Annotated in this window: 18 protein-coding genes and 1 riboswitch; of the genes, 7 read left to right on the top strand and 11 right to left on the bottom strand. The window is 65.7% G+C overall.

All coding sequences use genetic code 11. The features are described 5' to 3' along the window. The first annotated feature begins 10 nt into the window (after positions 1-10). From Q4G22_RS08585 to Q4G22_RS08570, 4 genes are read left to right on the top strand one after another with little or no spacing between them, the layout of a single operon-like run. A complete protein-coding gene (locus Q4G22_RS08585; RefSeq protein WP_303385491.1) occupies positions 11-733 on the top strand; it encodes an ABC transporter ATP-binding protein in 723 nt (240 codons plus the stop codon). Further along, entirely contained in the window at positions 730-1,551 is an 822-nt protein-coding gene (locus Q4G22_RS08580) for an ABC transporter permease (RefSeq protein ID WP_303385490.1), read from the top strand. The genes Q4G22_RS08585 and Q4G22_RS08580 overlap by 4 nt, the downstream gene beginning before the upstream one ends. Beyond that, positions 1,548-2,171 carry a hypothetical protein gene (locus Q4G22_RS08575; protein WP_303385489.1) on the top strand — a complete coding sequence of 208 codons (624 nt, stop codon included), beginning with the start codon at positions 1,548-1,550 and terminating at the stop codon, positions 2,169-2,171. Before Q4G22_RS08580 ends, Q4G22_RS08575 begins: the two co-directional genes overlap by 4 nt. Positions 2,172-2,222: 51 nt before the next feature. Beyond that, positions 2,223-3,659 carry an amidase gene (locus Q4G22_RS08570; RefSeq protein ID WP_303385488.1) on the top strand — a complete coding sequence of 479 codons (1,437 nt, stop codon included), beginning with the start codon at positions 2,223-2,225 and terminating at the stop codon, positions 3,657-3,659. Positions 3,660-3,683: 24 nt separating this feature from the next. Here the strand turns inward: Q4G22_RS08570 and Q4G22_RS08565 are convergent, their stop codons facing one another. The 8 genes from Q4G22_RS08565 to Q4G22_RS08530 all read right to left on the bottom strand — a co-directional run bounded on the left by Q4G22_RS08565 (position 3,684) and on the right by Q4G22_RS08530 (position 12,824). Continuing rightward, positions 3,684-4,535 (bottom strand): hypothetical protein, encoded by an 852-nt coding sequence (locus tag Q4G22_RS08565; protein ID WP_303385487.1) that lies wholly within the window; start codon positions 4,533-4,535, stop codon positions 3,684-3,686. A gap of 38 nt (positions 4,536-4,573) precedes the next feature. Next, positions 4,574-5,875, bottom strand: a complete 1,302-nt coding sequence (locus tag Q4G22_RS08560; protein WP_303385486.1) for a glycosyltransferase family 2 protein — start codon at positions 5,873-5,875, stop codon at positions 4,574-4,576. Positions 5,876-5,893: 18 nt separating this feature from the next. Further along, a complete protein-coding gene (locus Q4G22_RS08555) occupies positions 5,894-6,898 on the bottom strand; it encodes a glycosyltransferase family 2 protein (protein ID WP_303385485.1) in 1,005 nt (334 codons plus the stop codon). 110 nt (positions 6,899-7,008) lie between these two features. Further along, positions 7,009-8,175: a nucleotide sugar dehydrogenase gene (locus Q4G22_RS08550; RefSeq protein WP_303385484.1), complete on the bottom strand. Its 1,167-nt coding sequence runs from the start codon at positions 8,173-8,175 to the stop codon at positions 7,009-7,011. 245 nt (positions 8,176-8,420) lie between these two features. Next, complete coding sequence (aroQ, locus tag Q4G22_RS08545; RefSeq protein WP_303385483.1) at positions 8,421-8,867, bottom strand: type II 3-dehydroquinate dehydratase; 447 nt, start codon at positions 8,865-8,867, stop codon at positions 8,421-8,423. Between the two features lie 95 nt (positions 8,868-8,962). Beyond that, a complete protein-coding gene (locus Q4G22_RS08540) occupies positions 8,963-9,754 on the bottom strand; it encodes a 3'(2'),5'-bisphosphate nucleotidase CysQ (protein ID WP_303385482.1) in 792 nt (263 codons plus the stop codon). Then, positions 9,747-11,099: a TldD/PmbA family protein gene (locus tag Q4G22_RS08535; protein ID WP_303385481.1), complete on the bottom strand. Its 1,353-nt coding sequence runs from the start codon at positions 11,097-11,099 to the stop codon at positions 9,747-9,749. The genes Q4G22_RS08540 and Q4G22_RS08535 overlap by 8 nt, the downstream gene beginning before the upstream one ends. A gap of 93 nt (positions 11,100-11,192) precedes the next feature. After that, a complete protein-coding gene (locus Q4G22_RS08530) occupies positions 11,193-12,824 on the bottom strand; it encodes a DUF2125 domain-containing protein (RefSeq protein ID WP_303385480.1) in 1,632 nt (543 codons plus the stop codon). Positions 12,825-12,904: 80 nt separating this feature from the next. Here Q4G22_RS08530 and Q4G22_RS08525 point away from each other — a divergent pair, with 80 nt between their 5' ends. Further along, positions 12,905-13,519, top strand: a complete 615-nt coding sequence (locus Q4G22_RS08525) for an enoyl-CoA hydratase/isomerase family protein (RefSeq protein WP_303385479.1) — start codon at positions 12,905-12,907, stop codon at positions 13,517-13,519. A 57-nt stretch (positions 13,520-13,576) separates the two neighbouring features. On the opposite strand, the gene Q4G22_RS08520 is transcribed toward Q4G22_RS08525, so the two are convergent. From Q4G22_RS08520 to Q4G22_RS08510, 3 genes are all read right to left on the bottom strand, one after another. Next, positions 13,577-14,023 (bottom strand): hypothetical protein, encoded by a 447-nt coding sequence (locus tag Q4G22_RS08520; protein ID WP_303385478.1) that lies wholly within the window; start codon positions 14,021-14,023, stop codon positions 13,577-13,579. Positions 14,024-14,040: 17 nt separating this feature from the next. Continuing rightward, complete coding sequence (locus Q4G22_RS08515) at positions 14,041-14,382, bottom strand: DUF2853 family protein (protein ID WP_303385477.1); 342 nt, start codon at positions 14,380-14,382, stop codon at positions 14,041-14,043. Between the two features lie 97 nt (positions 14,383-14,479). Beyond that, entirely contained in the window at positions 14,480-15,895 is a 1,416-nt protein-coding gene (locus Q4G22_RS08510) for a hypothetical protein (RefSeq protein ID WP_303385476.1), read from the bottom strand. Between the two features lie 61 nt (positions 15,896-15,956). Further along, positions 15,957-16,052: riboswitch (glycine riboswitch) on the top strand. A gap of 147 nt (positions 16,053-16,199) precedes the next feature. Between Q4G22_RS08510 and gcvT the strand changes: the two genes are divergently transcribed. Further along, positions 16,200-17,324, top strand: a complete 1,125-nt coding sequence (gcvT, locus tag Q4G22_RS08505; RefSeq protein ID WP_303385475.1) for a glycine cleavage system aminomethyltransferase GcvT — start codon at positions 16,200-16,202, stop codon at positions 17,322-17,324. Positions 17,325-17,338: 14 nt separating this feature from the next. Continuing rightward, entirely contained in the window at positions 17,339-17,695 is a 357-nt protein-coding gene (gcvH, locus tag Q4G22_RS08500; protein ID WP_303385547.1) for a glycine cleavage system protein GcvH, read from the top strand. Positions 17,696-17,753: the final 58 nt, after the last annotated feature.

Genomic DNA, 17,753 nt, shown 5'->3' with positions numbered 1-17,753 from the left:
TGAACGGATCATGACCTCCGCCCTGTCCATCCAGTCCGTCAGCCATCATTTCGGCGCCACCGCCGCGCTGGATAACGTATCGCTGACCGTGCCGCCCGGTCGCTTTGCCGCGCTCTTGGGGGTGAATGGCGCGGGCAAGACGACGCTGTTTTCGCTGATTACCCGGCTTTACGACAATGCTTCGGGCGTGATCGAGGTGGCGGGGTTTGATCTGCGCCGCCAGCCCGCGCAGGCCTTGGCCCGGCTGGGGGTGGTGTTTCAGTCGCGGGCGCTGGATGCCGATCTGACGGTGCGCCAGAACCTGACCTATCACGCCAATCTGCACGGCATCGGCGGGCACGCCGCCCGCGACCGCATCGCCGCAGTGCTGGATCAAGTGGGGTTGAGCGACCGTGCGGGTGAACGGGTCAGTGCGCTGTCGGGCGGCCAGCAGCGTCGGGCGGAAATCGCCCGCGCGCTGATTCACAGTCCCGCCCTGCTGTTGCTGGACGAAGCCACCGTCGGGCTGGATGTGAAATCGCGGGCCGAGGTGCTGGCCCTGACCCGCGCGCTGATTGCCGATCACGGTGTTTCGGCGCTGTGGGCCACGCATATCATGGATGAAATCCAGCCCGAGGATGACCTGTTCATCCTGCACCGGGGCCGCCTGTTAAGGCAGGGCCGCGCCGCTGACATCGCCGGTGCGCATGGTTTGACCCGCGCCTTTCTTGACCTGACCGGGGTGGCGGCATGACGCCCGTGCGCTTTCCGCCACGCGCATGGGCCACCGCCTTTGCCGGGATCACCCGGCGCGAGATGCTGCGCTTTGTTCAGCAGCGCGGGCGGTTTCTGGCGGCGCTGGTGCGGCCGCTGGTCTGGCTGTTCATCTTTGCCGCAGGCTTTCGCGCCGTTCTGGGCCTGTCGATCACGCCGCCCTATCAGACCTATGTGCTGTATGAGGTCTATGTGACCCCCGGCCTTGTGGCGATGATCCAGCTGTTCAACGGGATGCAATCCTCGCTGAGCATGGTCTATGACCGTGAAACCGGCGCCATGCGCACGCTGCTGGTCAGCCCGTTCCCGCGCTGGTTCCTGCTGGGGGCCAAGCTGTCGGCGGGGGTTCTGGTGTCGATCATGCAGGCTTATGTTTTCCTTGGCATCGCCTATCTGTGGCGGGTGGAACCGCCGTTGTGGGGTTATGTCGCGGTGCTGCCCGCGCTGATCCTGTCGGGGCTGATGCTGGGGGCGATGGGGCTGTTCCTGTCATCGACGATCCGGCAGCTGGAAAACTTTGCGGGGGTGATGAACTTTGTCATCTTCCCGATGTTCTTTGCCTCGACCGCGCTTTATCCGCTGTGGCGGATGCGCGAATCCTCGACGCTGTTGCATGACATCTGCGCGCTGAACCCGTTCACCCATGCGGTCGAACTGATCCGGTTTGCGCTTTACATGCAGGTCAACTGGACCTCGCTGGCGGTGGTTCTAGGCTGTTTGGCGGTCTTTTTCGGCGGCGCGGTGTTCATGTATGATCCGGCCAAGGGGATGCGCTTGCGTCGCAAGGGGGGAAAATGAGACATCTGGTCATTGCCGCCGTTCTGCTGGCCGGTGCCGCGCAGGCGCAACCGGCCCATGACGCCACATGGCCCTGTGTTCAGCGAAAACAACCGGTGCTGTCGCTGGCGCAGGTCTGGACCGGACCGGCCCCGGATCAGGCGGCGCAGGAACTGGCGCGCGATCCGGCGATCCATGCGCTGGCCGCGCAACTGGTGCTGCGCCGTATTCCGATGGATCAGGCGGAAGCCATGATCGCCGGCTTCGCGGCGGATGCCGACAACACCCGCCTGACCGCGCTGATGCAGGCCGCGTTCGATCTGATCCAGCCCGAACGTGCCGCCATGATCGAGGGCATCGCCCGTTATGGTGTGCGGCAGGTCGAGCTGACGCAAAAGATCAACGACCGCCGCGCCACCATGGCCGCGCTGGAATCGGCCGATCCGCCCGATTTCGATGCCATCGACGAGGCCGAGCGGGCGCTGGACTGGGATCAGCGGATCTTTGACGAACGCCGCCAGTCGCTGACCTATGTCTGCGAAACTCCAGTCATCATGGAACAGCGCGCCTTTGCCCTTGGCCGGGCGATTGCCGGGCATCTGGATCAGCCGCAAGGTGGTGTGGCAGGTGGCGATGGCTGAAACGGGGCCCGGCGAAACGGTGGGGCGCGCGCGGCCACAGGCGGGCCTGTGATGACTGACCCCGCGCTGCTGCCCGCGACCGATGCCATGGCTGCGATGGCCGCAGGCCGGTTCGGGGCGCAGGATCTGGCCGCCGCCTGTCTTGACCGGATCGCGGCGCTGAACCCGGTGCTGAACGCCATTGTCGCGCTGTGTCCACGCGATCAGATCATGGCTCAGGCGCGTGCCGCCGATGCCGCCCGCGCGTCAGGCACCCCGCTTGGCGCGCTGCACGGTCTGCCGATTGCGATCAAGGATCTGGCCGCCACGCGCGGGTTGGTGACGACATGGGGCAGCCCGATCTATCGCGACCATATCCCGACCCGCGACGATCTGATGGTGGCGCGGATCAGGGCTGCGGGGGCGATCATCATCGGCAAGACCAACACCCCGGAATTCGGCCTCGGCTCGCACAGTTTCAACGAGGTTTACGGCACCACCCTGAACCCGTGGGATCAGACGCGCAGCGCGGGCGGTTCGTCGGGCGGGGCGGCGGTGGCGCTGTCGGCGCGGATGCTGCCCATTGCCGATGGCAGCGACATGATGGGCAGTCTGCGCAACCCGGCGGCGTGGAATGCGGTTTATGGGTTCCGGCCCAGTTGGGGGCTGGTGCCGTCTGACGGGCCGGGCGACCGCTTTATGGCGACGCTGGCCACCAATGGGCCGATGGGGCGGACGGTGCGCGATCTGGCGCTGTTGCTGAGCGTGATCGCCGGGCCAGACCCTGCGGTGCCCTTTGACCGCCCCGGCGCGGATTTTCAGGCCGCGCTGGATGCGCCCGCGCCGGGGCGGTTGCGGATCGGCTGGCTGGGGGACTGGGGCGGCGCCTATGCGACCGAATCCGGCATCCTGCCGCTGTGCGAGGCTGCCCTGACCCGGATGCAGGATGATCTGGGGGCCGAAATCATCCCGCTGCCGCCGCCCTTTCCCGCCGACAAACTGTGGCAAAGCTGGACCGGGCTGCGCGCCTTTCTGAACGCCACCGGCAGGCGTGCGCTGGCCGATGATCCGGCGTCATGGGCGCAACTGAAGCCCGAAATGCAGTGGGAAATCGAACAGGGCCGCCACCTGACGCTGGACGCGCTGCATCAGGCCAGCCTGATCCGCACGCAATGGTATCAGTGTCTGGCCCGGCTGTTTCAGCAGGTTGACCTGATCGCGCTGCCCGCCGCGCAGGCCTGGCCGTTTCCGGCCGGCTGGCGCTGGCCGCAGCAGATCGGCGACCGGGCGATGGACAGCTATCACCGCTGGATGGAGGTCGTGGTGCCCGCCTCGCTGGCGGGTCTGCCCACGCTGTCGGTGCCGGTGGGCTTTGGCGGGCCTGCGGGCCGTCTGCCGATGGGGATGCAGATCGCCGGGCCGGTCGGTGCCGATGCGCGCGTGCTGCACTTTGGCCACCGCTGGAACGGGATCGAGGATTATTCGTCGCGCCTGCCGCCGGTGGCATAGGCCGGATGGCCCGGCCCTGTCCCGTCAGGCGGCACCGAGGTCGATAAAATCGACATCATCACGATCACGCAGCCGTTGCAAATGCGCCTGATAGGCCGCCGACAATTCCTGCTTGCGCTGATCGTTCAGCGGATCAAAGGCAGGCCATTCTGGCCCCTTGGGGTATTGCCGCACGGCGGCAAACACATCGCACCGTTCGACCGTGCGGGTCTTGCTGAGATCATACAGCGACCGCACCGCCTTGTGCGAGAATCCGGGGCGCTCGGTTCCGCGCGGAATGGTGAAGGCTGCGGCGGCAATGCCGGTCACGGCTGACAACAGCGCCGCTTCGCGGCCACGCAGGGCTTCGTTCTGATAGATGCGGATGCGCGATTGCGGAAAGGCCAGACGTAATCGGTCGATCAGAACGTTCCAGTTCAGCGGGTGACGTTTCGGGTCATAGAACCGCCCGAACGGTTTATAGGGCGTGGATTTCAGCGTCTCGCAGAACAACGAGGGCAGAAACGACACATAATCCCTGACCCCGAACCAGATGTCGGGGTTATGCAGGCTGAGATATTCCGCCATCTTGTGGCTGCGTTCGGCGGCCTGCGGATAAAGACCGTCCCTGCTGAGCGCGTCCTGAACCAGACCGGGGATGTTTTCGTCAAAGATCAGGCTCAGCCCCGGCACGGGCGGGGCATCGGGCGTGCCATGTTCCCCATCATACAGCAAGGGCCGGGTGTATCTGTCACGGAACGCCGTCAGCGGCATATAGTGATAGCCGGCAGCTTGCAGAACAGTGTCCGACTGTTCCAGCGCGCGTTGCAGGAATGTCGTTCCGGTTTTATGGGCACCCAGCCAAAGGACGGGTTGTTTCGGATCTTGGTCGGTCATTATGTTTCAGGCGCGCCGCTGCGCGTCACAGGAATGGATCAGGATGGGTCGCGGTCATCGCGGGCGGATTGCCGCCGCAGTTCGGCGACTTCGGCGCGCAGCAGGCGCAGTTCTTTTTGCAGGATGACCATGGCGGCCATCAGGTCGGTGTTGTCAATCGTATCGGAACTGTCAGGGGAACCGTTGTCGGGCATGTTCCGGCCAAGGCCAAAGCGTTCTGACAGATAACGGCTGGTCATCACCGCGGTCTGCCGCGGCCCCGAGGCACGCAGGTGATACCAGCCGCGCGACAGCAGCGTGCCCCCCGGTGCCGCGCCCGGCAATCTGGCCGGGTGCCGGGTGCCGGTCCAGCCTGCGGCCTTTGAAAACCCGGCGAAATCCTTGTGCTTGAGCTGTTCCAGCATCTGCACGGTCCGCCCGCGCCCGCTTGCATGGCCAAAGGCGGTGATGTCTTCGTCATTATATTGCGCGACAATCGGCACCAGCCGGTCGAACAGCAGTTTTTGCACCTCGCCTTCGGTGCGCTGACTGACCCAGGACAGTTGCGCCGCCATCCAGCGCAGCAATTCGTCCTTATAGCCGTCATGGGCATCGTTCTGGCGCAGCCAGTCGCGGATGATGTCATGGTGATAAAAAATCCGCAGCAAGCGTTCATCCGCCGTGGCCATGGTCTGGCCCGCACGGGCGACGCGGTGCTTGCACAGCCGTTCGGGCAGCAGCACGATCCGTTCGCCGCCGATGGTGGCCGCCCAGTGAAACGGGTTATCCTCGAAAAAGAAATCGCCGACCGGAAAGCGCAGGTTGATCCGCTCGACCAGATCGCGGCGATAGATCTTGCGCCATGGCACGGAAATAAAGCGCAGCATCTGTTTGCGCGTGGCGTCGGTCAGATCAAGCGCGGTCCGCCGGGGAAAGGGCTGCCAGCGGTCGGTTTCCGCCGGTTCATGTTCGCTGCCGTCGGATTCGTCCAGCAGGGTATAGCGGCACATCGCCAGATCGCTGCCGGTCGATTCCGCCGCCTGCCACAGCTTTTCGAACATGGTCGGATCATACAGATCATCGCCATCGGCAAAACCGATATAATCGCCCGTCGCCACGTCCATCCCCGCATTGGCGGCCGAGGCGACGCCGCCGATGGTGTTGCGGTCGAACAGGATCGGGCGGATGCGGCTGTCGCGGGCGGCATATTCGCGGATGATGTCGGGTGTCGCATCGCTGGACCCGTCATCCACGACGATGATTTCGATGTCATCCAGCGTCTGGCCGATCACACTGTCCAGACTGTCGCGGATGTATTTTTCGATATTATAGGCGGTAACGATGACCGAGACTTTGGGCATGGCGGTTTCCGTTTTCCCTCAGGCAATCATCTGGTTGACCAATGCGCGGGCAAGGCCCGGCGCGTGTTTCGTGCGCATCCGCGCCAGATCGTCCAGACTGATGCGGGCGATCAGATCGGCGAATCCGTCTTCCAGTTCCAGCCGCAGATCGCCGGTCATTCGCGGGCGGGCCCAGACGACCAGCCGGTGCGCCAGCCCCCAGAAATGATGCGAATAACGCCGGCGCAGATGCGGGTGCTGTTCCAGCAGGTCCAGCAGTTCGTTCATCGCGGTAAAGACCTGAAGCCGCTGGCGGTCAAAGCGGTTGGTCAGGTTCCCGCCCGAGGGATGCACGATATGGGTGCAGATCACCCGGTTCACCACCATGATCTGACGCGCGAACATCAGCGAATACCAATGGCCCAGCACATCATTATGCACTTTGGTGCAGCCGAACCGGATGCCGGTTTCCCGGAAACGGGCGGTGCGAATGATCTTGTTCCACGGATAATTGGTGAACCGCAGCAGGCGCGGCGCCTGTTCCAGCGTGATAACGGCCTCGTCCGCGCCTTTCAGGGCTTCGCGCAGGATGGCTTCGTCGTCATGGGCCATGGCGGTGAAGGTGGCGGTTTCCTCGCGCTCATAACGATAGGCAAACATGGCGGTATCCACCTCGGGCAGAGCGTCCATGCGGGCCAGCGCGGGGGCGATCACCTCGGGCATCAGGTCGTCATCGGCATCGAAAAAGATGGTATAGCGGCCGCGCACATCATCCCAGCCCTGATTGCGGGCCAGACCGGCGCCCCGGTTGCCGGGGCTGACCAGCGCCGTCACCTCATCATGCCGCTGCGCCAGACTGGTCAAAAGCGCGGTGCTGCCATCGGTCGATCCGTCATCGACAAAGATCGCCTCGACCGTCAGGCCGCGATCACGCAGCGACAGGATCTGGCCGGTCAGCTTGTCCAGATGCTGCGCGGCGTTGAACACGGGCACAACAAAGCTGATGTCCGGCGCGGCACCTGTGCCATCGGGGCTTTGGGTCACGGTTTGCTCCTTGTCGGCGGCGGGTATTACGGGGCCGGGCGGCCACGTCTGATCGGTGGCCTTGTAAACATCCGGCGCGGCTGTTTCCAGTGCCGCGATTTCGGCCCGGTTCAGCTGACCCCGAACAGGTCGCGGGTGAACAGCTTGTCGGCCACATCCTCCAGTTCCGGGGACAGGCGGTTGGCGATGATAATGTCGCAATCGCGCTTGAAGGCCTCCAGGTCGCGTTCGACGCGGGAATGAAAGAAATGCGCGTCCTCCAGCACGGGTTCATAGACGATGCATTCGATGCCGCGCGCCTTGATCCGCTTCATGATGCCCTGAATCGAACTGTCGCGGAAATTATCGGACCCGGCCTTCATCACCAGCCGGTGCACGCCGACCACGCGCGGCTGGCGGGCGATGATCTGTTCGGCGATGAAATCCTTGCGGGTGCGGTTGGAATCGACCACCGCCGCAATCAGGTTCTGCGGCACATCGGCGTAATTGGCCAACAATTGCTTGGTGTCCTTGGGCAGACAATAGCCGCCATAGCCGAACGAAGGGTTATTGTAATGCGTGCCCACGCGCGGGTCCAGGCTGACGCCGGTGATGATTTCGCGCGTGTCCAGCCCGCGGGCCACCGCGAAACTGTCCAATTCGTTGAAAAAGGCCACGCGCATGGCCAGAAAGGTGTTGGAAAACAGCTTGATCGCCTCGGCCTCGACTGCGCCGGTGAACAGCACCGGCATGTCCTTTTTCTCGGCCCCCTCGACCAGCAGTTCGGCAAAGCGATGCGCCTCGGGCCCATGATCGCCGACCACGATGCGCGAAGGGTGCAGGTTGTCGTGCAGCGCCTGACCTTCGCGCAGGAACTCGGGCGAAAAGATGATGCGGTCGGTGCCGAATTCCGCGCGCACGCGGGAAACAAAGCCCACGGGGATGGTCGATTTCACCACCGCCATCGCCTTGGGCGCGTGCTGCCGGGCCAAGGCAATCACCGCCTCGACGCTTGAGGTGTCGAAACGATTGGTCTTGCTGTCGTAATTTGTCGGCGTGGCGATGACGATGAAATCGGCACCCGCCATGGCCTGCACGGGATCGGTGGTCGCGGTCAGGTTCAGATCGCGTTCCGCCAGAAAGGCGCTGATGTCGGCATCCTCGATGGGCGAGATGCCCGCGTTCACCTGCGCGGCACGATCCGCGTCGATTTCCAGCGCGCTGACCTGATGGCGCTGCGCCAGCAGCACAGCCATCGACAGCCCGACATAACCCAAACCTGCTACACAAATCTTCATGACACACCTTTTGACGTTGCGCGCGACATAGATCATTTCGGCGAAACTTGCCATAGTCAGGGCAGGGTTACGCGGTTATGGCAGCAATCCCCCCGATTTCCACACCACACTGACCAGACGCCCCCGCATCTTGGGTGGCATCTTTGGTCCTTGAATATTCCGCGGGACAAGGTGGATCAGAAAAGGTCCGCTGGACCTTTTCCTGTCGAATGGGGATGTGCCCCCGCCCCTGGGGCGCGCGGGGCTTAGCGTGGTCCCAACAGCGCCGCCAGCCGCGCCACCGCGAACTGATAGCCCTGCACCCCGCATCCCGCGATCACCGCATCGGCGCGGCCGCTGACATAGGAATGATGGCGGAACGGTTCGCGCTTGTGAATATTGCTGATGTGAACCTCGATCACCGGCCCGTCAAAGCTGTTCAGCGCGTCCAGCACCGCGACAGATGTATGCGTCCATGCGCCGGGATTGATGATGATCCCGTCCGCGCCCCCGTCACAGGCGGCGTGGATGCGGTCGATCATCTGGCCTTCGTGGTTGGTCTGGAAACATTCGGCGGACAGCCCCAGAACCGAGGCGGCGTCGCGGCACATGTCCTCGACCTCGGGCAGGGTGGTGGCACCATAGATTTCGGGCTGGCGCTTGCCCAGACGGTTCAGGTTGGGACCGTTCAGGATCAGGATCGTCTTGCTCATCTGGCTGTCCTTGTTGCTGATCTTGGCGCTGTGCATGATAACGGTTCCGGCGCGCGCGAACAGACGGATCGTGTCGCCCGCCCCGATACGCCGCCTTAGACCAGCGCCGCGATGATCTGCCCGTGCAGGCGCGGCGCCGCGATCACCAGGCCATCCACCATCGCCCCGGCGCTGTTAAAGCGCATGTCCGCGCCGCGCTGGTCCGTCACCGCGCAACCGGCCCGCTGTGCGATCAGCGCGCCAGCGGCGATGTCCCATTCCCAGGCCGGGCGCAACGACAGGGCGGCATCGAACCGCCCCTCGGCCGCCAGACACAGCCGCCATGCCAGAGACGAACGGAACTCGCGTCGAAAGCCCGGCACGCGCCCGCCGCGCCAGTGCTGCGGGTCCATGCTGGGGCGCGAGGTCAGGATGCGCGCGCCCTCGATCCCGTGGTCGCGCGGCGTGATCGGCTGGCCGTTCAGCAGGGCGGGGCCATTGGTGGTGGCGGTATAGGTCAGCCCGCGCAGCGGCAGATGCACCACGGCGGCGGTGATCCGCCCGTCGGTGGCGATGGCCAGCGAATGGGCAAAATCCTTTTGCCCGTCGATAAAGGCGCGGGTGCCGTCGATCGGGTCGATGATGAACACCTGCCGCGCGTTCAGCCGCGCCGGGTCTTGCTCGCTTTCCTCGGACAGCCAGCCATAGCCGGGGCGTGCGGCGCGCAGCAGCGATGACAGGTGATCGTTGACGGCCAGATCGGCCTCGGTCACCGGGCCGGCATCGCCGCCCTTGTCCCAGACCTGCGGGCTTTGTCCCCAAAAGCGGCTGGCAATCCGGCCCGCATCCAGCGCGGCCTGTTTCAGCAGCGCCAGATCGACGGTATCTTTGCAGCAGGTATCAGGCACCGGCCACCGTCATGCCCTGAACCAGCAGGCTGGGCACGCGCAGGCTGCGCCAGTCCTCGGCATCGTTGGCGGGGCGGATCGTCATCAGCATGTCGCGCAGATTGCCCGCGATGGTGCATTCGTTCACCGGATAGGCGATGCGACCGTTTTCCACCCAGAATCCCGCCGCGCCGCGCGAATAATCGCCGGTGGTCGCATTCACCGACGCCCCCAGCATCGAGGTGACAATCAGCCCGCGCCCCATCTGCGCGATCAGATCGTCGGGACTGTCGCTGCCCTGTGTCAGCGCCATATTCCCCGGCGAGGGCGACGGTGGCGAGGTCATCCCCCGCGCCGCTGATGCGGTGCTGGGCAGGCCCAGCTTGCGCCCGCTGGCCAGATCCAGCAGCCAGCCGCGCAGCACCCCGTCGGCCACGATGGCCCGGCGCGCGGTCGGCAGCCCCTCGGCATCGAACAGACGCGAGGCGGGATAGCGCGGCAGATGCGGATCTTCGGTCAGATCCAGCCCGGCGGGCAGCACGGGTTCATCCTTGGCGCGCAGCAGCCAGCTTGCCCCGCGCGAAATGGCGGTGCCGTTGATCGCCGACAGCAGATGCGCGATCAGCCCACCCGCCACGCGGCGATCATAGAGGATCGGAAAGGCCCCGGTCGGCGGTTTGCGCGATCCGGCACGGGCCAGCGTGCGGCTGGCGGCCAGATCGCCGATCCATTCCGGAGCAGGCAGATCGGCGGCCCAGACCCGTGCCTCGCCGGCGTAATCACGCTCCATCCCCAGACCTTCGCCGGTGATCGCCACCGCCGAAATACCGTGCGAGCTGCGGCTGTAGCCACCGGAAAAGCCATTGGTCGCCGCCAGCCAGAAATCACGGCGCGAAAAACTGGCATTGGCCGATTCCACCTGAGTGATACCCGCATGGGCCAGGGCTGACGCTTCGGCCCGCAGCGCCAGTTCGGCCAGCGCATCGGGGCTGGGGTCGGGGGCGGTGTCGGCCAGTTCCAGCGCGCGGGCGTCGCGGGCGGTGGCCAGTTGGTCAGGGTCGGCCAGCCCGGCGTAATCATCCACCGGGGCCTCTTGCGCCATGGCGACGGCGCGTTCGGCCATCTGCCGGATCGTGCCGTCCGACAGGTCCGAGGCCGACACGCTGGCCTGACGCCCGCCGATCAGCACCCGCAGCCCGATTTCCGTGCCCTCGGCCCGTTCGGCATGTTCCAGCGCACCGCCGCGCACATCGACCGACACCGACTGCCCACGCACCGCCATGGCGTCGGCCTGTTCGGCACCCGCCCGCCGCGCCGCCGTCAGCAAAGCGCCCGTCAGCCGATCCAGTTCTGCCTGATCCGTCATTCGTTCCGCCCTTGGCCCGCGTGATATGCAAAGGGCCGGGACGCAGCGCCCGGCCCGTGTGCCGCCCGTCGCCAGGCGGCGCTTGCGGTGGTGTTAGCGCATCTGCTGCCCATTGGCAAAGACCGAACCGTCCTCGCGCATTTCGATATGGGTTTCCAGCGCGTCTTCCTGACCGGCGACGGGTTTGGCAAAGATCATCAGCATCATGCGCGCGCCCGCGACCTGTTCCTGCGGGATCAGGCCAAGGCTGGCCAGCCGGTCGAGCAGCGTGTTCACGCCGGTAAAGCTGCCGTCGATCGTGCCGACCGGCTGACTGAAATCGCCGTCCGGGGCGGCGGTCAGTTCGCCTTTGACATCCGCCGTGGCGCCGATGGCGCGCAGCGCGATCTGGTTCAGCGCCAGTTTCACCGGCTGGAACGGCACGGCCTCGTCTTGCAGGGCTTCCAGTTCGGCCAGTTGTTCGGCGCTCAGTTCGGTGGCGTCGCCCTGCGGCGTGGTGGCCGCGATCATGCGCTGTTCGAATTCCGGGTCCATCAGGTCGCGCGTGACCAGCAGATCGCCCGAGACATCCACCGTCAGGCTGGCCGGATCACGCGGCAGTTGCGCGGTCGGATCGAACAGGCCCCAGATGGCATCGCCCAGGGTCAGATCTTCCAGCGCGTATTTCACGCTGAAGGGCTGTGCCTGATCCGATGCCATCACCGGCAGTTTCACGTCAAAGCTTTGCGGCCCGACGGCATAGGACATCGGGAAGGGCATGGTGTTCACCGTCATATCCACCGAGGCGGATTCGGCATTGCCGGAATAGCTGATGGCCTGATTGTTCATCGAGACGGCCAGCCCGCCCTTGCCCGCGGTAAAGCTGATATTGCCCGACTGATCGTTGCCGTCTTCGTCCTGACCCGAGAAATCGGCAGTGCCGTCATAACCGGCAAAGGTCATATCGGCGGTCAGTTCGGCCCCGGCGCGCAGTGCCGCGTTCATGCCGTTCGCGCTCATGTCGTGATCGCCTGCGGGCATGTTCATCGTGCCGGTGCCGGTCATTTCCTTCAGCGCCAGATCGGCTTTGACATGGCCACCGGGCTGCCCGTCTTCGCCGGGGATGGCGCTGTCGATGCTGATGGTGGCCCCGGCGCTGGTCAGGTCGTAATCGGTCTGCGTGCCGGTGCCTGCCGTGCCTGTGGTGTTATAGGTGCCCTTGGTATCGGTCACGGTGAAATTCACCGGCACCTCGGTCCCGTTCGGGTCGCGCAGGGTGATGGTGCCGTTCATTTCGGGATAGTTCAGGGTGTGGTTCATCGCCTCGGGGCTGCCCGAGGTGACCATCTCGTTCCCCGGCATGGCGATGGTCAGGGTCATTGGGGTGCCCGGTTCCCCCTCGGGGTCGGGGGCATTGATCGCGCCGGTCCAGTCGCCTTCGAATACGGTGCGCACATTGCCGTCGCCGGTGGTGGTCAGAACCACGCGCGGGATTTGCAGCGCGAATGTCACTGCGGCTTCGGCACCATCGACCGGGGCGGGCATCATGGTGTCGGCATCAATGGTCACGTTGCTGATGGTCAGCGTGTCACCGGCCTGATCGCGGCTGCCTTCGGTCAGGGTCAGGCCACTTTCGCGATAGTTCTGGACCAATGCCTCCCAGACCTGGGCCGGGGTGACTTCGGCGAAAACGGGGGCGGCGGCGATCATCAGCGCGGCGGCCGAGGTTGAAAGAAGACGGATCATACCTGATACCTTTCCGGGACATTCGGCAAATTTCGCAAGAGTGATGGCATAATGACCGCCCAAGGAAAAGGAGCAAATCCGTGATCCACTGCACCGAAACCGAGGGTCTGGCGATTTTGACCATCGACCGGCAGGACAAGGCCAATTCGCTGACCCGCGCTATGCTGCGGGATCTGACCGGGCATCTGGTGCGCATCGCCGACCGGCCCGATCCGGTGCGGGCGGTGATCTTGACCGGGGCAGGCAAGGTGTTTTCCGCCGGGGCCGACATCGACGAGGCCCGCGCCGGGCTGGCCATCGCCCCCGAATGGGAGGCGCTGTCGGGGCAGGTCGCGGCCATGCCCTGCCTGACGATTGCGGCGCTGAACGGCACGTTGGCGGGCGGGGCCTTTGGTATGGTGCTGGCCTGCGATCTGCGCGTGGCGGTGCCGGGGGCCAGGTTCTTTTACCCGGTGATGCGGCTGGGGTTTCTGCCGCAGCCCAGCGATCCCGGCCGGATGATGCGGCTGATCGGGCCGTCGCGGACGCGGATGATCCTGATGGCCGGGGCGCGCGTCGAATCCCCCGAGGCGCTGTCATGGGGGCTGATCGACCGCATCAGCGATGATCCGCTGAACCTCGCGCGCGAACTGGCGGCGGATTGCCTGAGTGCCAGCACCCGCCATGTGGCGGCGATCAAGGCGATGATCGTCTGAGCCTGTCGCGATTCTTTGCGGCTGTGGCGGCGGGCGGGGGCCTTGCCAGTGCCGTTGTCATCGGGTCCAGTGCTGTTTGTCCCAGACGGCGCTGACGCAGATATTGCCGGTGGCTGTCTTGCGTTGGTTCAATTCGGTGGCGCCGATTCGATCCAGCAGGTTCCGTCGCGCCTGTGCCAGCTTTTCAACATCACGGTCTTCGGTATGGCGATACAGATCAAAGGTGATCCGGGTGATGTCGGGGGCCTGTTCGGCCACCAGCCGGGCAAAGCCGCGCAGCACGGCTTCGCCTTTGCCCTGTCCTTTCATCGCGGCATCAACTGCGAAATGGTCGATATGCAGGGTATCGCCACGCCATTCCATTGTTTCAAAGGTGGCGATGTAAGACGCCCCTTGATAAACATGGCAGTCACGCGGGACTGCTGCTGTCAGCCGATAGGGCGTGCTGCCGTGCCCGCAATAGCGGATCGCGGGTTCCCCACGCCACAGGCGACCGGGACACATCACGATCCGCACAGGTGTCAGCCGTAAACCGACTGTTTTCCGAAATGCTCGGCCAGCAGGTAATAGACCACGGCCCGGTATTTGCTGCGGTTTGACCGACCGTATTTTTCCATTACCGCATCCAGTCCGGCGTCCAGTTCCGGCCCGTCGGTCAGACCCAGCTTTTTCACCAGATAATTCTGGCGCACGCGGGCCATTTCATCGGGGTCGCCCGCCGCGACGGTTTCGCTGTCGGGGCGATAGATCGAGGGGCCGCAACCGATGGTGACTTTGGTCAGCAGGTCCATATCGGGTTTGATGCCCAGTTTCGTTTCCATGTCAGAGGCGTATTTGGCGATCAGTTCGTCGCGGCGGCTCATGGGATGCTCCTGTTCGGGGGTCTTCGCGCGGTGATCCTAAGGTGCGGACAACAAAAAGCAATCACTCAAGCTGGAAAGGTGGTTCGCTTTCCCTGGCTCAGCGGAAAACCCCCGAGCCGATGGCGTTCGGGTCGATCCGGCGCGGGGCCGGGGTCGCGGCGGGTGGCGGCGGCGCGGGTTGCCGGGCGACAGGCTGGCGCGGCGCGCTGGTGGCTGCGGCGGGCGCGGTCGGGCGCGGCGCGGCGGGGGCCGGGGTGACGCGCGGGGCGGGCTGCGCCACAGGCTGCGGCGTGGGGGCCGGGCAGCGCAGATCGGGGCGGGCGGCCAGCGCGCGAAACAGCGCGGTTTCGGGGGCCAGCGTCGGCGCGGCGGTCCCGGCCTGCGCAAAATAACGCTGCGCTGCCGCGCGCGACCCCGCCCCCCACTGGCCATCGACCGTGCCGGTATAACAGCCCATCCGCGCCAGTTCGGCCTGAATGGCACTGACCTGTTCCGCCGGGGCCGGGTCAAAGGCCCCCGCTTGCAGCAGGCTGGCGAACAAGCTGGCATCGGTCAGGCGCAGCCGTTCGCGTTCGTCAAAGCCGGTGGGGATGGCCTGCCCCTCGACCACGGTGACGGCGCTGGCGGTGTCGGGCATGTCGGGCGCGGGATCGCCGACGATGACCGAGGGTTCGGGCAGGCCCGGCGCTGTCGGGCGGGCCATGCGATCCTGCGCCAAGGCCGCCGCTGACAGCACGACCGGGGCCGGTGCGGGCAAGGATGCGACGGGCAAGGACGGGGCGGGTGAGGACGGGGCCGCAACAGGTTGCAGCGGCGCGGCAAGGATCAGGCTGTCGGCGGCACCCGCGCCAGCGGTGGCGGGCTGCGCCGGGGTTGCGGTCAGGCCGGGCCAGCCGGCCCCTTGCCGCAGCGCAAAGCCCGCCTGATGCAGTGCGGCGGCAATCTCGGCCCCCGGTGTGGTCAGCGCGGTGGCCAGCGCATCGGTCAGGCGCGGCGTGGCGGTGCAATCGGCGGGGGCGGCCAGCAGGGCGCGCGGCGGCGGTTCAGGCAGGCTGGCAACGGAGGCCGTGCCGGGCGTGGCCGGGCAGCTTTCGGCCACCAGGATCAGCGACCCGGCCCCTTGCCAGCGCGCGGCGATGCGGTCCAGCGGCCAGCCGCCGACCGCGCCGTCCTCGGCGTCGCCGGACAGAAACACCAGCGCCACCTGCGGCGCAAGGGCGGGCGCATCGGGCAGGGCGGTGGGATATTCCATCCGCCGCACATCGAACCCCGCCGCCATTGCCGCCCGGCTGACGGCCAGCGCGTCGGCGGCGCTTTGGCCCGGTTCCTGCGCCCTGCCGTGAAAGGCCAGGGTCAGCGCCACCCGTCCCGGCGCATCCTGCTGGGCAATCGCCACTGTGGGCGCGGCGGCGATCGCGGCACCCAGCAGAACAGTGGTCAGGAACAAGGCGCAGCGTAAAGCCATGACCCGCCCTAGCCGATCCGTGCCATAAAATCGAGTGGTACGCGCCATGGTTGCGCCATCAGAGTCTCACAAAACTGTTGCCAGCCGCGCGACCGCCCGTTACCACTTTGGTCGGAACGACGGGAGAAGCTGGCCCAGTGACGGGCCTGTGCCGAAGGAGCAACCGCCCCGGTAAACTCTCAGGCAAAAAGACCGCGTTCCTTGAAACTCTGGAGAGTGGCGTTCGCGCCCGCCGAAGGGATAACGATCTCAGGCGCCCCTGACGGGGCAGGGACAGAGGGGGCATCGACGCGGCCGGTCGCCTGACCGGCGGGTAACGATGCCGCATCTGCGGCTGTGACAGGGGGACGACATGGCCGATGAACTGCGGCGGACGGGGCTTTATGATTTTCACATGGCCGAGGGCGCGCGCATGGTGCCCTTTGCCGGCTGGGATATGCCGGTGCAATATACAACCGGCGTGCTGGGCGAACATCTGCACACGCGCGCCCACGCCTCGCTGTTTGATGTGGGGCATATGGGGCAGGTGTTGGTCATCCCCGGCCAAGGCGGGATGGATGCGGCGGCGCTGGCGCTGGAATCGCTGATCCCGGCCGATCTGCTGGGGCTGGCCGAGGGGCGGCAGCGATACGGGCTGTTCACCGATGAGGAAGGCGGGATTCTGGACGATCTGATGATCGCCAATTGCGGCGATCATTTCTATCTGGTGGTCAATGCCGCTCGCGCCGCCGAGGATCTGGCCCATCTGCAAAGCCTTGAGGGGGTCGAGGTCAGGCCGGTGACGGATCGCGGGTTGATCGCGCTGCAAGGACCCGATGCTGAACAGGCGCTGGCCCGGCTGCTGCCCGATGTGGCGGCGATGAGGTTCATGGATATGCGCGTGCTGAACTGGCAGGGGGCCGATCTGTGGGTGTCGCGGTCGGGCTATACCGGCGAGGACGGGTTCGAGATGTCTGTGCCCGACAGCCATATCAGCGCGCTGGCCGAGACGCTGCTGGATCAGCCCGAGGTGGCCCCCGCCGGGCTGGGTGCTCGTGACAGCCTGCGATTGGAGGCGGGCTTGCCGCTCTATGGCCATGACATGGACGAAACCGTCAGCCCGGCCGAGGCGTCGCTGGGCTGGTCGATCCCCAAGCTGCGCCGTCGCGGCGGCGCGCGCGAGGGGGGGTTCCCCGGTGCGGGCGGCGTGCTGATGGAGCTGGCCGAAGGCCCGTCGCGCGCCCGCCGTGGTCTGCGCCCCGAAGGCCGCGCCCCGATCCGCGAGGGGGTCGAGCTGTTCGACGCTGAATCCGGTGGCCGCAGTCTTGGGCATGTCCGCTCGGGCGGGTTCGGGCCGTCGGTGGGGGGGCCGGTCGCCGTAGCCATCCTTGACCCCGAACTGCCTGACGGCACGCGGCTGTGGGCCGAATTGCGCGGCAAGCGCATTCCGGTGCTGGTCAGTCCGATGCCCTTCATCAAGACGACCTATAAACGCTGAGGAGCGACCCTATGCTGAAATATACCCAAGACCACGAATGGCTGCGCGCCCAAGGTGACGAACTGATCGTCGGCATCACCCGCCACGCCAGCGAACAGTTGGGCGATGTGGTGTTCATTGAGTTGCCCGAAGAGGGTCGCGAGGTCGCGGCGGGCGAGGAAATCGTGGTGATCGAATCGGTCAAGGCGGCATCTGACATCGTGGCCCCGGTGGCCGGTGTCATCACGGCGGTGAACGCGCCTTTGGCCGACAGCCCTGGTGATGTGAACGCCGACCCGATGGCGGCGTGGTTTTTTCGCATCAAGCCTGCGGATGGCACCGATCTGGACGGGTTCATGGATGAGGCCGCTTATCAGGCGATGATCGGCTGAGATGGCACTGGCGGGACCGGGGGCCAGCCCCCGGACCCCCGAGATATTTCTGGACAGA

The organism is Paracoccus sp. (in: a-proteobacteria) (assembly GCF_030538655.1).
GTDB lineage: Bacteria > Pseudomonadota > Alphaproteobacteria > Rhodobacterales > Rhodobacteraceae > Paracoccus.
Note: the sequence above shows the minus strand (reverse complement) of the source record. Positions and strands in the feature narration are given on the sequence as shown.